The organism is Planococcus chinensis (assembly GCF_020071995.1).
In the GTDB taxonomy this organism is placed as follows: Bacteria; Bacillota; Bacilli; order Bacillales_A; family Planococcaceae; genus Planococcus; species Planococcus chinensis_A.
This window is the reverse complement of the sequence record NZ_JABWTK010000008.1, coordinates 158573-174986: the sequence shown is the minus strand read 5'-3', so window position 1 is coordinate 174986 and position 16414 is coordinate 158573. Positions and strand designations below refer to the sequence as shown.

Here is a 16414-nt window from a genome sequence, read left to right as displayed (position 1 = left end):
AAGTGATGATTGAAAGGGGTTTTTTCATGAATGAGGAGCAGCGACTGCAATCAACCCAAGTGACGGCTTCACCATCAGACGACAAGGCTGAAAAAGACTACAGCCAGTATTTTCAAAGCGTGTATACGCCGCCTTCTTTAAAGGAAGCGAAAAAACGGGGGAAAGAACAAGTTTCCTATTTCGATAACTTTAAGATCGATCCCCGCTTTGAAGAGATGGGCAAAGGCCGTAAGTTTTATATCCGCACCTATGGATGCCAGATGAATGAACACGATACGGAAGTGATGGCCGGCATCTTTATGCAGCTGGGCTTTTCCCTCACCGATTCGGTACAGGATGCTGATGTCATACTGCTGAATACATGCGCCATCCGGGAAAACGCTGAAAACAAAGTGTTCGGGGAACTGGGGCATTTGAAACCTTTGAAACTGGAAAAACCGGATTTGCTGATCGGCGTCTGCGGCTGCATGTCGCAGGAAGAGTCCGTGGTCAACAAAATCCTGAAAACCTACGATCAAGTAGATATGATTTTCGGCACGCATAATATCCACCGGCTGCCTGAAATTTTAAACGAAGCGTATCTATCGAAAGAAATGGTCATCGATGTTTGGTCAAAAGAAGGCGATGTCATTGAAAACTTGCCGAAAGTGCGCAAAGGAAAAATCAAGGCTTGGGTGAATATCATGTACGGCTGTGATAAATTCTGTACGTATTGCATTGTGCCGTATACGCGGGGCAAAGAGCGTTCCCGCCGGCCGGAAGACATCATCCAGGAAGTGCGCCACTTAGCAGCACAGGGCTATAAGGAAGTGACGCTGCTCGGGCAGAATGTAAATGCATACGGCAAGGATTTCACCGACATCACGTACGGTCTTGGCGATTTGATGGATGAACTGCGGACAATCGATCTGCCGCGCATCCGGTTTACTACAAGCCATCCGCGTGATTTTGATGACCAGTTGATTGAGGTGCTCGCAAAAGGCGGAAACCTTGTCGACCACATCCATTTGCCTGTACAATCAGGTTCGACGAGTATGTTGAAAATCATGGCCCGCAAATACTCCCGCGAACATTACTTGGAATTGGTCCGGAAAATTCGGGCGGCCATTCCGACTGTTTCGCTGACGACGGACATTATTGTCGGCTTCCCGAACGAAACTGACGAGCAGTTTGAAGAAACGCTGTCGTTGTTCAAAGAAGTCGGCTTTGAAATGGCCTTCACGTATATCTATTCTCCGCGTGAAGGTACGCCGGCTGCGAAAATGGCCGATAATGTTCCGATGGAAGTGAAAAAAGAGCGGCTGCGGCGTTTAAACGCTGTAGTGAACGAATACGCTTTGAATGCGATGAAGGCTTATGAAGGGCAAATCGTCGAAGTTCTGGTTGAAGGCGAAAGCAAGAAAAACCCTGATGTGTTATCCGGCTACACAGCCAAAAACAAATTGGTCAATTTTGTAGGGCCGAAGTCGATTGTCGGCCAATTGGCAAAGGTTAAAATTACAACAACAAAAACATGGTCATTGAACGGTGAGCTAGTTGAAGCCGAATTTGGCCAAGAAGTGGGTGTCTAAGAAGATGACGTATTCAAAAGAAGAAATTATTGCAAAAGCACGTGAAGTGGCAGACATGATCGCCGAAACAGAAGAGGTGGAATTCTTTAAACGTGCAGAAGCTCAGATAAACGAAAACCAAAAAGTCCGCGAGAAAATCGCTTCCCTGAAAAGCCTTCAAAAACAGGCGGTCAACTTCCAGGCATACGGAAAAGAACGCGCTTTAGGCTTGATCGAGGGCAAAATCCAGAAAATCGAAGAAGAAATCGACGCGGTGCCGATTGTACAAGAATTCAAGCAATCGCAAAGCGATGTCAATTCACTTCTGCAAATGGTTTCTACAGCTATTGCAAACCAAGTGACAAACAACATCATCTCTTCTACCGGCGGAGACATTCTGCGCGGCGAAACCGGCTCGAAAGTAGAAGCCAGCAAACCGACGAAACTTTCTTAAGAAAAGCGCAGGCGGCCGTTCAGCCCCAACAAGCGCTGGAGGACTTGAGGGAATGGCGCTCTTGGCCATTTTCCGAAAGGCCGAAGCGACCTCGAGGGGCTGGCCGCCGGAGCTAGACAATAAGAAAAGCGCAGGCGGCCGTTAAGCACCGACAAGCGCTGGAGCCGGATAAATTAGAAAAAATAATGGAATAAAACTGAAGGAGCTGCGGCTCTTTCAGTTTTTTCTTTTCTCTCTTTGTTTTTGTTATAATGGAGAGAAGACGAAAAGTTCGCGAAAGAGGTAAAAAAATGGCACCTACACCAATGATGCAACAATACTTGCAAGTGAAATCCGATTACCAGGACGCATTCTTATTTTTCCGCCTGGGCGATTTTTATGAAATGTTCTATGACGATGCCTTAAAAGCATCCCAAATCCTTGAAATTACGCTAACAAGCCGTGGAGGTACCGGCGACGACCGCATTCCAATGTGCGGCGTTCCACATCACGCGGCGCAAAACTATATCGATCAACTGATTTCCAAAGGCCATAAAGTGGCGCTTTGTGAACAAGTCGAAGACCCGAAAACCACGAAAGGCATTGTCAAACGGGAGGTTGTCCGCTTGATTACACCGGGCACGCATACCGAAGGCAAAAGCATCGATTCCAAAACGAATATGTTTTTGGCTGCGGCTGAACAGTTGGCAGAGGGCTTTGCCTTATCGTATGTCGACATCAGTACCGGAGAAGCGAGCGCCATTTACATAGCAGGAACAGAAAACGCGCTGCTGCAGGAACTGCAGTCATTGAATATTAAAGAACTCGTCGTTTCCGAACAATTGTTTTTATTGCTGAACGAAGAATCCCAGGATTTGGTGCTGTCGATCGAGCCGATGGATTTTGTCTATACGGCAGAAGAACGTTTGATGGCTGAATGCCCGGAGGATCTCAAACTTAGCATCCAGCGTCTGTTGACTTATATTTCCCGGACGCAAAAGCAGTCTCTCGACCATATTCAGCCGTTCACGTTCAATGAAAACGGGCAGCTGCTGTCAATCGATTTCCATTCGAAGCGAAACCTGGAATTGCTCCAGTCAATCCGCGGCGGCGAAACGAAAGGCACACTTCTTTGGCTATTGGACGAAACCGTCACGGCCATGGGCAGCCGGAAACTGAAGCAATGGCTGCATCAGCCACTAGCGAACCGCCATTTAATCGAAAAGCGGCAGCAATTGGTCGAATCACTTATCACTCAATATTTCGTCCGGGTGGAACTTCAGGAATTGTTAAAAGAAGTGTACGACTTGGAGCGCCTAAGCGGGCGAATCGCTTTTGGCAGCGCCAGCGGGCGGGACTTGGCCCAGCTCCGAAGTTCGCTGGAAAAAGTGCCGGCAATCATTTCCGAGCTGGCGAATTCAGGGAATGGCATCCTTGCCAATTTCAGCGACAAGCTCGACCGATGCGGCGAAGTATGCGAATTGCTTGGCGCCATCAGTGAAAACCCGCCGTTGTCTTCGAAAGAAGGCGGCGTTATCCGGGACGGGTTCCATGCAAAACTGGATGAATACCGGTATGCCTCGCGAAACGGCAAAGACTGGATTGCCCAGCTTGAACAGGAAGAGCGCCAGCGGACAGGCATTAAATCATTGAAAATCGGCTATAACCGCATTTTCGGTTATTATATAGAAATCTCTAAAGCGAATATGCATTTGGCGGATTTGGAGCGCTACGAACGCAAGCAAACGCTTGCCAACGCGGAGCGTTACATCACGCCGGAACTGAAAGAAAAAGAAACGCTGATTTTAACGGCAGAAGAAGAAAGCTTGAATCTGGAATACGAGTTGTTCGTAAAAATCCGCGAAGAAGTGAAGCAGTACATCGGCCGGATCCAGCAATTGGCTTCCACACTCAGTGAACTCGACGTCTTTATGAGTTTTGCAAATGTGGCAGAGAAATACCGCTTTGTAAAGCCGGTATTTAATGACTCGCGGGATATTTCCATTATTGAAGGCCGCCACCCGGTTGTTGAGAAAATGCTGAACAAGCAGCATTATGTGCCAAATGACTGCGTGTTGACCGATAATCAGAACATGCTGCTCATCACAGGCCCGAACATGTCCGGTAAAAGTACGTATATGCGCCAAGTCGCATTGACGATTGTGCTGGCGCAAATCGGCTCATATGTACCGGCCGAGTCGGCAAATCTGCCGATCGTCGATCAGATCTTCACGCGCATCGGCGCAGCGGACGATTTGGTGTCCGGACAAAGTACGTTCATGGTGGAAATGCTCGAATCGCAGTACGCCATTACCCATGCGACGGAACGGAGCCTGCTGCTGTTTGATGAAATCGGACGGGGTACGTCTACATATGACGGCATGGCACTCGCGCAGTCGATGATTGAATACATCCACGAAAACATCGGCGCAAATACCTTGTTTTCAACGCATTACCATGAATTGACGGCATTGGACCAGTCGCTTGATAAATTGAGCAATGTCCATGTGGCTGCGATGGAACAATCCGGTAAAGTGGTATTCCTCCATAAAGTGAAAAAAGGGCCGGCGGACAAGAGCTACGGCATCCATGTAGCGGAACTGGCAGAATTGCCGCAGCCGATATTAGCGCGTGCACGTGAATTGTTGGTCAGCTTTGAAGCCGAAAACAAAAAGCATGTGAGCCAAGTGGAGCAATTGTCATTTTTCGACGACCGCGACACCGAAAGCGAAGAAGTGCTGCAAATGATTGCAGATGTTAACATAGCGGCCATTACACCGCTGCAGTCCCTGCAATTATTGAACGACCTGCAAGTGAAGTTAAGCAAAAAGGAGTGAGAATATGGGAGTCATTCGATTAATGGATGAACCGTTATCCAATAAAATAGCTGCCGGTGAAGTGGTTGAACGGCCTACTTCGGTCGTCAAAGAATTAGTGGAGAACGCCATTGATGCGGGTTCAACAGCGATCGAGGTGCTGTTGGTTGAAGCCGGACTCACCTCTATCCAAATCATTGATAACGGAGCAGGCATGGACTCGGAAGATGCATTATTGTCCTTTTCCCGCCACGCCACCAGCAAAATCGCCAACGAACACGACCTTTTCCGCATCCGGACGCTCGGGTTCCGCGGCGAGGCTTTGGCGAGTATTGCATCGGTATCAAAAGTGACGCTCCATACCTCCGACGGGGAAAACGGGACATTTGTCCAAATGGAAGGCGGACGCTTGATCGAGCACCGGGCAGGTTCGCTCCGAAAAGGCACGGATATTAAAATTGACCAATTGTTCTTCAACACGCCGGCGCGTTTAAAATACTTGAAAACGCTGCAGACGGAACTTGGCCATTCGATTGATTTGATGAACCGGCTGGCGCTCAGCTATCCGGCAATTTCGTTCAAATTGGTCCATGACGGCAGAACCATTCTGCAGACATCCGGCAGCGGGGAGATTAAACGGGTCATTTCGGATATTTACGGCGTGTCGATTGCCAAGAAAATGATTACGTTTGAAGCGGAGTCCCATGACTACAAGATCTCGGGCTACACATCCCTTCCTGAAGTGACCCGCGCCAATAAAAATTACATTTCACTGTTCGTCAATGGGCGCTGGGTCAAGCATTATGCCATCGCCAATACGGTGCATAAGGCGTATCACACGTTTCTGCCGCTCGAACGCCAGCCGATCACGATTTTGAACATTGAAGGCGATCCGTATTTGACGGATGTCAACGTCCACCCCGCCAAGCAGCAGATCCGCCTGAGCAAGGAAAAAGAATTGATGGACCTGGTCCATGAAACCATCCGCCGGACGATCAGCGGAGCGGTGCGGGCGCCGATCATTGAACAGCCGAAAGCGCCGAAGCAAGCACCGAGCAGACAGCTCGATTTGTGGAAAACAACGCATACGGTAAAGGAAACCGAAATGCAGCCGTCCCGTTCGTTTGTCCCGCCGGCCTCTGCCCGTACGTTCGACCCGACGCCGGTGCTGGAATCAATGGAAGTGGACAGCGCAAACGAAGCTGAACCACCGGTGATTGCCGAGCCGCCAATTCCTGAGGCAGAGCCTGAACAAATCCCTGAACCACCGGAACACCGTTTTGAAGATCCTTTTGAAGAAGAAAGCCCTCAATTTCCGGAATTGGAAGTGGTGGGGCAAATTCACGGCACGTATATTGTGGCGCAAAGCACCGACGGTTTTTACTTGATCGATCAGCACGCGGCGCAGGAACGCATCAAATACGAGTTCTTCCGGGAAAAAGTCGGGGAAGTCGATATCAGTGAACGCCAGGCTCTTTTGCTGCCGCTGACGTTCCACTACAGCCGCGATGAAGCCCTGCGCTTGAAAGAAGCGCTGGAAGTACTTGCGGAAAGCGGCGTCTTTTTGGAGGAATTTGGCGATACGTCCTTTATCGTCCGCGAATATCCGACCTGGTTCCCGAACGGTTTCGAACAGGAAGTCATCGAGGATTTAATCGAGCAGGTACTGAATGAGCGTAAAGTCGATGTGAAAAAACTGCGGGAAGATGCCGCCATCATGATGAGCTGCAAACGTTCCATCAAAGCCAACCATTATTTGCAAAAACATGAAATGGAACGCTTACTGGCCGATTTGAAACTTGCAGAGCAGCCGTTTACTTGCCCGCATGGCCGACCGGTAATCATCCATTTCAAAACTTACGATGTGGAGAAAATGTTTAAACGGGTTATGTAATAGGGGAGAGTTATTATATGGGATACCAGCCCGGCCGCTTGAAAAAGCGGTTATTTTCAACTGCAAAGGGGGAAGCGGAATGTTTTCAGCCAAACAGCGGAGTATGCAAATGAATTTATTGGCCCTTCGCGAATTTGATTTGCTTGTAATCGGAGGCGGCATCACGGGTGCCGGGATTGCGCTTGATGCCATATCGCGCGGCATGAAAGTAGCGTTGGTCGAAATGCAGGATTTTGCAGCCGGCACATCAAGCCGCTCAACAAAGCTTGTGCACGGCGGCTTGCGGTATTTAAAGCAGTACGAAGTGAAGATGGTGGCAGAAGTCGGAAAAGAACGGGAAATCGTTTATGAAAATGCGGTCCATGTGACCGAACCTCAGCAAATGCTCCTGCCGTTCCATAAGGGAGGGACATTCGGGCCGTTGATGACTTCTTTTGGATTGCGCTTTTATGATTTCTTGGCAGGCGTCAAGAAGGGGGAACGGCGCATCATGTTATCAGCGGATGAAGTGCTGAAACGGGAACCTTTGATCAAAAGCGAAGGTTTGCTGGGAGGCGGCACGTATGTGGAATACCGGACCGACGATGCCCGGTTGACGCTGGAAGTTTTGAAGAAAACGGCTGAACTCGGGGCGGTTTGCCTTAATTACATGAAAGCGGACGGCTTTCTTTATAAAGACGGAAAAGTTTCAGGTATACAGGCGACGGACACGGTTACCGGGAAAAAACTTGAGATCAGTGCACGAAAAGTAGTCAACGCGACGGGGCCTTGGGTCGATGGAGTAAGAGGGCTTGATTCGGCAGACGGAAACAAACAGCTCCGTTTGACGAAAGGCGTCCATATCGTTGTGGACCGCAGCAAACTGCCCCTGCGCCAAGCGGTGTATTTTGATGCGCCGGACAAACGCATGATCTTTGCGATTCCGCGGGACGATAAAGCTTATATCGGAACGACCGATACCTTTTATGAAGAAGACCCGGCCGAACCGGCAGCGACGGAAAAAGACGTGGAGTATTTGATTGGGGCAGTGGCTTCAATGTTTCCTTCTGTCCGTTTGGTTCCCGAAGACATCGAATCTACGTGGGCAGGGCTCCGGCCGCTGATTTATGAAGAAGGGAAAGACCCTTCTGAAATCTCGCGGAAAGATGAAATCTGGGAATCGGACAGAGGCTTGATTTCGATAGCGGGCGGCAAACTGACCGGCTACAGGAAAATGGCTGAAACGATCACGGATTTGGTGGCGAAGCGATTAAAGCAACAAACCGGCAAGAAGTACGGAAAAAGTTCGACCAAAAACCTTCCGTTATCCGGAGGGGATTTTGGCGGATCGAAGGAATATCCGCGTTTTGTCCATAAAACCGCTTTGGAAGCCGAGAAGTATGGGCTGTCGCCTGAAGAAGGGCAGATGTTTGCCCAGTTTTTCGGCACTAACGCCAAAAAAGTGTTCAAGCATTACAGCAAGCTTCCGGATGCAATTCCAGAAAACATTCCGAAAACCTTGGCGGCCGTTATCGAGTATGCGGTCGAAGAAGAGATGGCGCTCACGCCTGCCGATTTTTTCATCAGAAGAACCGGGGATTTGTATTTTCATATGGAAGACGTTTTAAAGTACAAAGAAGACGTACACCATTATATGAACCGCATATTGGGTTACACGCCGCAGCAGCAGCAAATGTACCGGGATGAATTGCAGCGGGAAATCGACAATGCGACCCGGTTCAGAGAAGGGGTGCAGTCTTGAAAATTACCAAGACCTTTTTAGAAGCATCCGATGGCCATGAAATTTACTATGAACTCTACGAACCGGAAGCGCCGGTGGGCCATGTCCATATTGTTCACGGCATGGCAGAACATATTGCGCGGTACGGAGAGTTCGCGCAGTTCCTTGCATCGCATGGATTCGCTGTGTCGGGGCACGATCAGCGGGGACACGGAAAAACCGCCGAGCGAAACGGCGTGCAAGGCTATTTCGGAGAACAAAAAGGTTTTGACCGGGTGGTTAAGGATGTCGAAGAAGTGATCGCTGTCGTGCAAAACCAGATTGGTCCTTTGCCGTTGATTCTCTTTGGCCATAGCATGGGCTCTTTTGTAGCGCGGCGCTATATCCAACTGCACAGCCAAGACATTAGCCGCGCCGTTTTATCCGGAAGCGGCGGCAATCCAGGTGCTGCCGGAAAAGCCGGTCTTGTAGCCGCTCTGGCAGCAGCGAAAGCTAAGGGCAAGGATCAGCCGAGCGCACTTCTCGGGAAGATGACATTCGGCAGCTTTATGAAGCCTTTTAAAGATGAGGAATCGCCTTTTGCATGGCTCAGCCGTGACCAAAACGAAGTGGCTGCGTATGAAGCGGATCCGATGTGCGGTTTTCCATCGACCAACCAATTTTATGTGGACTTGTTCACCGGCCTCGCTTTAATCCATAAAAACGCGGAAGTAGGAAAAATCCGCAAGGACTTGCCGATGTTATTGATCAGCGGCTCGAATGATCCGGTTGGCGCTAACGGCGAAGGCATTTTCAAAGCTGCCAAACAATACGCAGAAGCGGGATTGTCGGACGTTACCGTTTATCTCGCGGAAGATGCAAGGCACGAACTGCTGCATGAAACCGATAAAGAAAAGCATTTCGAAACAATTTTAGAATGGATGTTGGCAAATGATTGACGTATTAGCCATTGTCGGCCCAACCGCTTCAGGCAAGACCGCACTAAGCCTGGAACTAGCGGAACGGTTTGACGGTGAAATTATTAACGGAGATTCCATGCAGGTTTACCGGGAGATGTCGATTGGTACGGCGAAAATCGAGCCCCATGAAATGCGTGGAATCCCACACCATCTTTTGGATATCAAAGATCCGGACGAGTCGTTTTCGGTTGCGGAATATCAAAAACTGGTGCGTGAAAAAATCAAAGAAATCCAGTTGCGCGGGAAATTGCCGATCATTGTCGGGGGATCCGGCCTGTATGTACAGGCGGTGCTGTTTGATTACCGCTTTGCGGAAGAACAGGCGGATGAAGGCTTGCGCGCTGCTTTGCGGGCGGAACTGGCTGAGCACGGACCGCTTCACATGCATGCGCAATTGCTGGAGCTGGATCCCGAAGCGGACATCCACCCGAACAACACGCGGCGAGTTCTCCGGGCAATTGAAATCATCAAAAGCGGCCATGGAAAAAGCGAACGCAATTTGGCGCTTTCACCGATGTACAACGAAGTGATCATCGGCCTTGATATGCCGCGGGATATTTTGTATGACCGGATCAACCAACGGGTAGACATCATGATTGATAAGGGATTGCTGCAAGAAGTTCAAATGCTGCGTGAACGGGGAATCCGCGATGCGCAGTCGATCCGCGCAATCGGCTATAAAGAAATCTATGACTATTTGGATGGTAAAATGGATTGGGAACAGGCAGTGGTTTTACTGAAGCAAAACTCGCGGAAATACGCCAAACGCCAATTTACGTATTTCCGGAACAAGCTGCCGATTTTCTGGATTGATGCATTGGAAAATCCGGGAAAAAACATTCGGAAAATAGAATCCTTTATGCAGGAAAAAGATCGGCAGCGTCGAATTGGAATTATAGAACACCAAAATCTAGATAAGAGGTTATGAGGGGGATATTCATGAAGCCAGTAAACATTCAAGACGTTTATTTGAATCAGCTGCGTAAAAATAATATTTTTGTTACAGTCTTTTTATTAAATGGTTTCCAATTAAAAGGGACCATTAAATCCTATGATAATTTTACGGTGCTGGTTGAAACAGACGGCAAGCAACAATTGATCTACAAACATGCAATTTCCACTTTCTCGCCTGCAAAAGCGGTGCCGATTGAGCACCAGGAATAACTGGTAAACCAGCTGGAGAAGCTTCCAGCTGGTTTTTTATTATTCTGGAACAAATATGGGGTGAACAGCTGTGGAATAAAGCGGCGCTTTATTTGACAGCACCGCTTTTGGCAGTTAACATTTTCAAAGGAAAGCCATTTAAAGCAGGAGGCAATAACAGATGAAATCCATTACAACCGATGATTTGCTTGAAATTGTAGAAGCCGGACAGGAAATCCAATTGATCGACGTCCGTGAATATGAAGAAGTGGCATACGGCATGGTGCCGGGCGCGAAACACATTCCGCTTGGCGAATTGCCGGAACGCATAGAAGAACTGGATGCCTCTGCACCCGTTCATATCATTTGCAAAGCGGGGGGCCGCAGTGCGATGGCGTGCGACTTTTTGGAAACGAACGGCGTGGAAACAGTCAATGTTGAAGGCGGCATGATGAACTGGAGCGGTGAAACCATCGCCTAAATAAAAGAACGGCCCAGCGTAAGAGTGAACTGAACCCCAAATGGTAGACACTTTAAAAAAGTGACCCCATTGGGGGTTTTTTCTGTTTTCAGACCCCGGTATACTAAATTTAGCGAACTTGGACGGGAGAAGATCATATGAGTAAAATTATATTCAACGAACACCAACAACGGGTCTTGGAGGCGAATCCGAACGTCGCTTCCGTATCGGATCGAGCGATTCAATACACGCCGGAATTCAAAATCCATGCAGTGAAGGAATATCAGACAGGCAAAGGCCCTGCCCAGATCTTTAGTGAAAGTGGGTTTGACTTGACCGTTATCGGCTCCAAAAAAGCGACGTCTTCCTTGAACCGATGGCGGACGACGTATCGGACGTATGGAGAAGATGGCTTCTTTGAAGAGCGTCGTGGAAAAGGCAGTACCGGCCGACCTTCTGAAAAAGAGCTCTCAGCGGAGAAAAAGCTGGAGAAGACGGAAGCGCGCATCAAGTACCTGGAAGCGGAAAATGAGTTGCTAAAAAAGCTCGAGGCGCTCGAGAGGCAGGCGAAGAAACGCAGCTGACCCCGGCGGAAAAATTCGAAGCGATCAATGCCGTGGTCCGGAAATTCCAACTGAAGAATCTGGTGGGAACCCTTTGCCGCACAGCGGGTGTCAGCCGAAGTGGCTATTACGCTTGGCTGGAGAACGTGGAACAGCACGCCATCCGCGAAGAACAAGACTACGAAGATTACCGGTTGCTCAAAAGCATCTACGATGCGCATCGGGGGAAAATCGGGTACCGCACCTTTTACATGGTGCTCACTGAACTCCTGTTAACGCCGATGAACCACAAGAAGATTCTGCGCCTCATGCGCAAATTCAACCTATTTGCCAAAATCCGGCGTGCGAATCCCTATAAGCAAATCGCCAAAGCCACCCAGGAACACACCGTCTGCCCCAACCTGTTGAATCGCGCGTTTGAACAGGAGGAACCCGGCAAGGTATTCGTCACCGATATTACCTATCTGCCCAACCGTTCGGGGCAAATGGCGTATCTGTCCGCCGTGAAAGATGTCGCCACCCGGGAAATCGTCGCCTATGAAGTCATGACGACGCTCACGATGGAAATTGTGTACCGCACGTTGAAGAAACTGAAGGAAGCATTGGATGGCACTGTTCACCCGGAAGCGATGATCCATTCCGATCAAGGCTTCCACTATACCCATCCCGAATATCAACAACGCGTGAAGGAAATGGGATTGACCCAGTCGATGTCCCGACGGGGCAACTGCCTCGACAACGCTCCCATCGAATCGTTTTTTGGTCACTTTAAAGATGATGTCGAGTTTAAACAAGCAACCAGCCTGGATGAATTGAAAGGGCTAATGGATGAGTACATGGAGTATTACAACGGAACGCGCAAGCAATGGAATCTAAAAAAGATGACTCCGGCACAATACCGAAGTCATCTGATCGCAGCTTAGCTGCAGGGTACCTTTTTTATAAACTGTCCATTAAATGGGGCGCAGTTCAGAGCTGAGCCGTTCTTTTATTTATCTATACGGAGTGGATTTTGCGTGTCGGCAGTCTCCATTTATAGAGATAAGACAGAACGCGCAAAGTTGTAATGCAGATGAACAGTCCGTACAATATCAGATCGGTCTGGATCATATCGAAACTGATCAGAATTCCGGCAATGGCTGCCCAGACGGCATAAATTTCCGCCCTTAGCACCAATGGTTTTCTGCCGGCCAGCAGATCCCGCACCATGCCTCCGCCGGAACCGGTCAAGACAGCTGCCACGACGACGGCATAGACCGGCATATTCAAATCCACGGCGTAAAGCGCACCTTGGATGGCAAAAGCTGATAAGCCGATGGCATCGAAAAAATTCCCCCAGCGATTCCACGGGCCAAGCAGCCGGTTTGGAAACAAAAAGGCCAATGTAATCGATGCGAGCGCCAGCTGGAACATCATTTCCTGTTCCCAGAGCGCCGACACCGGAACCCCGATCAGCAAATTCCGGATCGCTCCACCTCCGAATGCCGTCACCACCCCTAATAAGTACACCCCGAAAATATCATATTCTTCTTCCATTGCGATAATAGCGCCGGACACCGCAAAAGCGATCGTCCCGATAGCACTCAATACTTCCCACGCCATTTTGGCATCCTCCCAATCTCTTCAACTCTATGAATTGTAGCAGAATTTGACGCATTTTCAAGTTTCCTTGCATAATAGATAAGTAAGTACACGAGAATGGAGAATTGGATGCAAACGATGATCAGAGATATAGAAGAAACCATACAAAACGAGCTAAGAAAAGCAGACGATATTGCTTTCCTCAATCAAAAGAAAGTACTGGATGCCTTCCACCGGCAGAAAGTCAGTGACCACCATTTTAATCCGTCGACCGGCTACGGATATGACGACGAAGGCCGGGATACATTGGAACGGGTGTATGCTGATGTTTTCCGGGCGGAAGCAGCGCTTGTGCGCCCTCAGATCATTTCCGGCACGCACGCCATCACGATTTCCTTGTTCGGCGTTTTGCGCCCGGGAGACGAATTATTGTACATTACCGGCAAGCCTTACGATACACTCGATTCCATAGTTTCCGGAGGGGAACAAGATACCGGATCGCTGAGAGACTTCGGCATCAGTTACCAGCATGTCCCATTGACGGAGACGGACGGGATTGACTGGGCTGCTGCCGAGGGCATGATCCACGCAAAAACGAAAGTCATTGCCATCCAGCGTTCGCGCGGCTATGACACACGCCCTTCATTTACGGTAGATGAAATCGAAGCCATGGTGACAAGAATCCGTGAGCTGAAATCCGATGTCATCATTTTTGTCGACAATTGCTACGGTGAATTCGTTGAAGAACGCGAACCGATTGAAGCAGGAGCAGATTTAATTGCCGGTTCGTTGATTAAAAATCCCGGCGGCGGCATGGCGAAAATCGGCGGCTATATTGCCGGAAAAAAAGATTTAGTTGAAAAATGCGGTTACCGCATGACTTCTCCGGGTATAGGAGGAGAGGCTGGGGCTTCTTTAAATGCGCTTCCTGATATGTATCAAGGATTTTTCATGGCTCCGCATATCGTATCGCAAGCGTTGAAAGGCGCTATTTTCACATCAGCCTTGCTAGAATCGGTCGGTATGCACACCACGCCTCATTATTCAGCCAAGCGGACAGACTTGATTCAATCTGTGTCGTTCAAAACAGCTGAGCAAATGATCGCTTTTTGCCAGACCATCCAAGCGAGCTCGCCGGTCAACGCGCAGTTCAAACCGGAGCCGGCCTATATGCCGGGCTATGAAGACGATGTCATCATGGCTGCTGGGACGTTTGTCCAGGGATCCAGCATCGAACTGACGGCAGATGGCCCGATTCGTCCGCCTTATACCGCTTTTATCCAAGGCGGCTTAACTTATGAACATGTAAAAATTGCCGTATTAAATTCAGTGGAGACCTTAAAAAACAGCGGATTGCTGTAAGCTTAGTCCCGCATTTAACTATGCGGGACTTTTATTGTGTCAGATTACCTAACATCGTGTTGACAGATTATCTAACATATCTTATACTGAAAGAGTAGTAATAAGTGAAAAGGGTGAAAATAATGACGAATCGGGTTCGCCGGACGATGCCGCTTCTTCCTATCAGCATTGTCATGCAGCTGACGGAACTCACAGCGCGCCAAATCCGTTACTATGAAGAGCACGAGTTGATCAGCCCTGCCCGGACAGAAGGAAACAAGCGCATGTTTTCATTAAATGACGTGGACACTCTTCTGGAGATCAAAGATCATTTGGATCAAGGACTCAATATCGCAGGAATCAAGAAAATCTTTGATATGAGAAACCAGCCAAAAAATGAAATGGCAGAACCGAAAAACTTAAGCGATGCCGAACTGCGGAAAATTCTGCGCGAGGAATTGCAAGGAACCAGATCGTATGAGCGCGGCGGTCTTAGACAAGGTGATTTATCCCGTTTCTTCAAAGGAAATGGGTAATTATAAAAACTTACATAGGAGAGTGGAAAGAACATGGGGAAATATTCAAAAGAAGACATTAAACGATTAGTAAAAGAAGAAGAAGTTAATTTCATCCGTTTACAGTTTACAGACATTCTTGGAGTAATCAAAAACGTGGAAATTCCAACATCTCAACTAGACAAAGCACTCGATAACAAAATGATGTTCGACGGTTCTTCCATCGACGGATTTGTGCGCATCGAAGAATCGGATATGTATTTATTCCCTGACTTGGATACTTGGGTTATCTTCCCTTGGATTACGGGCAAAGGAAAAGTGGCGCGATTAATCTGTGACATTTACCGTGCAGATGGAACTCCATTCGAAGGAGATCCACGCAATAACTTGAAACGCGTTTTAAAAGAAATGGAAGAATTGGGCTTCACTCATTTCAACCTGGGACCAGAACCGGAATTCTTCCTGTTCAAATTGGACGCGAGCGGCGAACCTTCTCTTGAGTTGAATGACAACGGCGGATACTTCGATTTGGCTCCGATGGACCTTGGCGAAAACTGCCGACGCGATATCGTATTGGAATTGGAAGAGATGGGCTTTGAAATTGAAGCTTCCCACCACGAAGTGGCTCCAGGACAACACGAAATCGACTTCAAATACGCAGATGCGGTCAAAGCCTGCGATGACATCCAAACATTTAAATTGGTTGTTAAAACCATTGCCCGCAAACACGGATTGCACGCGACATTCATGCCGAAGCCATTATTTGGTGTAAACGGTTCTGGAATGCACATGAACGTTTCATTGTTCAATGGAAAAGAAAATGCGTTCTTGGATGAAGACGGCGAATTGAAACTAAGCGAAACAGCTTACCAATTCCTTGCCGGCATCATGGAGCACGCACAAGGATTTACGGCGGTAACGAACCCGACCGTCAACTCTTACAAGCGCCTGGTTCCAGGATACGAAGCGCCTTGCTACGTAGCTTGGTCTGGACAAAACCGCAGCCCGTTGATCCGCATCCCGGCTTCACGCGGCTTGTCAACTCGTGTAGAAGTACGTTCTGTTGACCCGGCAGCTAACCCTTACCTGGCAATGGCTGTACTGTTAAGCGCTGGCCTTGACGGCATCAAAAAGAAAATGACGCCGCCAAAACCAGTTGACCGCAACATCTATGCAATGAACAAAAAAGAGCGCGAAGCTGTCGGCATCAAAGACCTTCCGCCAACATTGTATGCAGCTCTTCAAGAACTGCAAAGCGACGAAGTGATGACAAAAGCTCTTGGCGAGCACATCCTGAACAACTTTGTTGAAGCGAAAGAAATCGAGTGGGACATGTTCCGCATTGCCGTACACCCATGGGAGCGCGAGCAATACTTGAAGATGTATTAATATTTGACCTTAAACCGTACAGGCGTCTTGCCTGTACGGTTTTTTCCCTT

The 16414-nt window shown here is 48.7% G+C and carries 14 protein-coding genes; 13 read left to right on the top strand and 1 reads right to left on the bottom strand.

The window, feature by feature from the left end; genetic code table 11:
* Window positions 1-26 precede the first annotated feature (26 nt).
* The 10 genes from miaB to HU147_RS14285 all read left to right on the top strand — a co-directional run bounded on the left by miaB (window position 27) and on the right by HU147_RS14285 (window position 12461).
* Entirely contained in the window at window positions 27-1571 is a 1545-nt protein-coding gene (miaB, locus tag HU147_RS14330; protein WP_224076882.1) for a tRNA (N6-isopentenyl adenosine(37)-C2)-methylthiotransferase MiaB, read from the top strand.
* A gap of 4 nt (window positions 1572-1575) precedes the next feature.
* On the top strand, window positions 1576-2004 hold the full coding sequence (locus tag HU147_RS14325; protein WP_224076881.1) for a RicAFT regulatory complex protein RicA family protein: 429 nt from the start codon (window positions 1576-1578) through the stop codon (window positions 2002-2004).
* A gap of 290 nt (window positions 2005-2294) precedes the next feature.
* The gene (mutS, locus tag HU147_RS14320; protein WP_224076880.1) at window positions 2295-4820 is read left to right on the top strand and encodes a DNA mismatch repair protein MutS; all 2526 of its coding nucleotides are present in this window, start codon (window positions 2295-2297) and stop codon (window positions 4818-4820) included.
* Window positions 4821-4824: 4 nt separating this feature from the next.
* A complete protein-coding gene (mutL, locus tag HU147_RS14315) occupies window positions 4825-6693 on the top strand; it encodes a DNA mismatch repair endonuclease MutL (protein ID WP_224076879.1) in 1869 nt (622 codons plus the stop codon).
* 79 nt (window positions 6694-6772) lie between these two features.
* Window positions 6773-8434 (top strand): glycerol-3-phosphate dehydrogenase/oxidase, encoded by a 1662-nt coding sequence (locus HU147_RS14310; protein WP_224076878.1) that lies wholly within the window; start codon window positions 6773-6775, stop codon window positions 8432-8434.
* Window positions 8431-9351 carry an alpha/beta fold hydrolase gene (locus HU147_RS14305; protein ID WP_224076877.1) on the top strand — a complete coding sequence of 307 codons (921 nt, stop codon included), beginning with the start codon at window positions 8431-8433 and terminating at the stop codon, window positions 9349-9351. Before HU147_RS14310 ends, HU147_RS14305 begins: the two co-directional genes overlap by 4 nt.
* Window positions 9344-10300, top strand: coding sequence for a tRNA (adenosine(37)-N6)-dimethylallyltransferase MiaA (miaA, locus tag HU147_RS14300; protein ID WP_224076876.1), 957 nt, complete (start codon window positions 9344-9346; stop codon window positions 10298-10300). The genes HU147_RS14305 and miaA overlap by 8 nt, the downstream gene beginning before the upstream one ends.
* A gap of 11 nt (window positions 10301-10311) precedes the next feature.
* Complete coding sequence (gene hfq, locus HU147_RS14295; RefSeq protein WP_036806542.1) at window positions 10312-10536, top strand: RNA chaperone Hfq; 225 nt, start codon at window positions 10312-10314, stop codon at window positions 10534-10536.
* A gap of 160 nt (window positions 10537-10696) precedes the next feature.
* Window positions 10697-10996 carry a rhodanese-like domain-containing protein gene (locus tag HU147_RS14290; RefSeq protein WP_036806539.1) on the top strand — a complete coding sequence of 100 codons (300 nt, stop codon included), beginning with the start codon at window positions 10697-10699 and terminating at the stop codon, window positions 10994-10996.
* Window positions 10997-11133: 137 nt separating this feature from the next.
* Window positions 11134-12461 (top strand): IS3 family transposase gene (locus HU147_RS14285; protein WP_224076875.1). Its coding sequence is split into 2 segments (ribosomal slippage): window positions 11134-11512 and window positions 11512-12461, totalling 1329 coding nucleotides; the frame shifts between segments, so codons are not numbered across the junction.
* Between the two features lie 73 nt (window positions 12462-12534).
* Here the strand turns inward: HU147_RS14285 and HU147_RS14280 are convergent.
* On the bottom strand, window positions 12535-13140 hold the full coding sequence (locus HU147_RS14280; RefSeq protein ID WP_176295094.1) for a trimeric intracellular cation channel family protein: 606 nt from the start codon (window positions 13138-13140) through the stop codon (window positions 12535-12537).
* 108 nt (window positions 13141-13248) lie between these two features.
* On the opposite strand from HU147_RS14280, the gene HU147_RS14275 reads away from it, so the two are divergent.
* From HU147_RS14275 to glnA, 3 genes are all read left to right on the top strand, one after another.
* Complete coding sequence (locus HU147_RS14275; RefSeq protein WP_224076874.1) at window positions 13249-14481, top strand: methionine gamma-lyase family protein; 1233 nt, start codon at window positions 13249-13251, stop codon at window positions 14479-14481.
* Between the two features lie 122 nt (window positions 14482-14603).
* Window positions 14604-14996 (top strand): MerR family transcriptional regulator, encoded by a 393-nt coding sequence (locus tag HU147_RS14270; RefSeq protein ID WP_036806530.1) that lies wholly within the window; start codon window positions 14604-14606, stop codon window positions 14994-14996.
* Between the two features lie 33 nt (window positions 14997-15029).
* Window positions 15030-16364: a type I glutamate--ammonia ligase gene (glnA, locus tag HU147_RS14265; protein WP_224076873.1), complete on the top strand. Its 1335-nt coding sequence runs from the start codon at window positions 15030-15032 to the stop codon at window positions 16362-16364.
* Window positions 16365-16414 lie beyond the last annotated feature (50 nt).

Bases quoted from the DNA above. Each gene is read 5' to 3' on its own strand.
- miaA (WP_224076876.1), top strand. From the start codon at position 9,344: ATGATTGACGTATTAGCCATTGTCGGCCCAACCGCTTCAGGCAAGACC.
- mutS (WP_224076880.1), top strand. From the start codon at position 2,295: ATGGCACCTACACCAATGATGCAACAATACTTGCAAGTGAAATCCGAT.
- hfq (WP_036806542.1), top strand. From the start codon at position 10,312: ATGAAGCCAGTAAACATTCAAGACGTTTATTTGAATCAGCTGCGTAAA.
- miaB (WP_224076882.1), top strand. From the start codon at position 27: ATGAATGAGGAGCAGCGACTGCAATCAACCCAAGTGACGGCTTCACCA.
- mutL (WP_224076879.1), top strand. From the start codon at position 4,825: ATGGGAGTCATTCGATTAATGGATGAACCGTTATCCAATAAAATAGCT.
- HU147_RS14275 (WP_224076874.1), top strand. From the start codon at position 13,249: ATGCAAACGATGATCAGAGATATAGAAGAAACCATACAAAACGAGCTA.
- glnA (WP_224076873.1), top strand. From the start codon at position 15,030: ATGGGGAAATATTCAAAAGAAGACATTAAACGATTAGTAAAAGAAGAA.
- HU147_RS14280 (WP_176295094.1), bottom strand. From the start codon at position 13,140: ATGGCGTGGGAAGTATTGAGTGCTATCGGGACGATCGCTTTTGCGGTG.
- HU147_RS14270 (WP_036806530.1), top strand. From the start codon at position 14,604: ATGACGAATCGGGTTCGCCGGACGATGCCGCTTCTTCCTATCAGCATT.
- HU147_RS14290 (WP_036806539.1), top strand. From the start codon at position 10,697: ATGAAATCCATTACAACCGATGATTTGCTTGAAATTGTAGAAGCCGGA.
- HU147_RS14310 (WP_224076878.1), top strand. From the start codon at position 6,773: ATGTTTTCAGCCAAACAGCGGAGTATGCAAATGAATTTATTGGCCCTT.
- HU147_RS14325 (WP_224076881.1), top strand. From the start codon at position 1,576: ATGACGTATTCAAAAGAAGAAATTATTGCAAAAGCACGTGAAGTGGCA.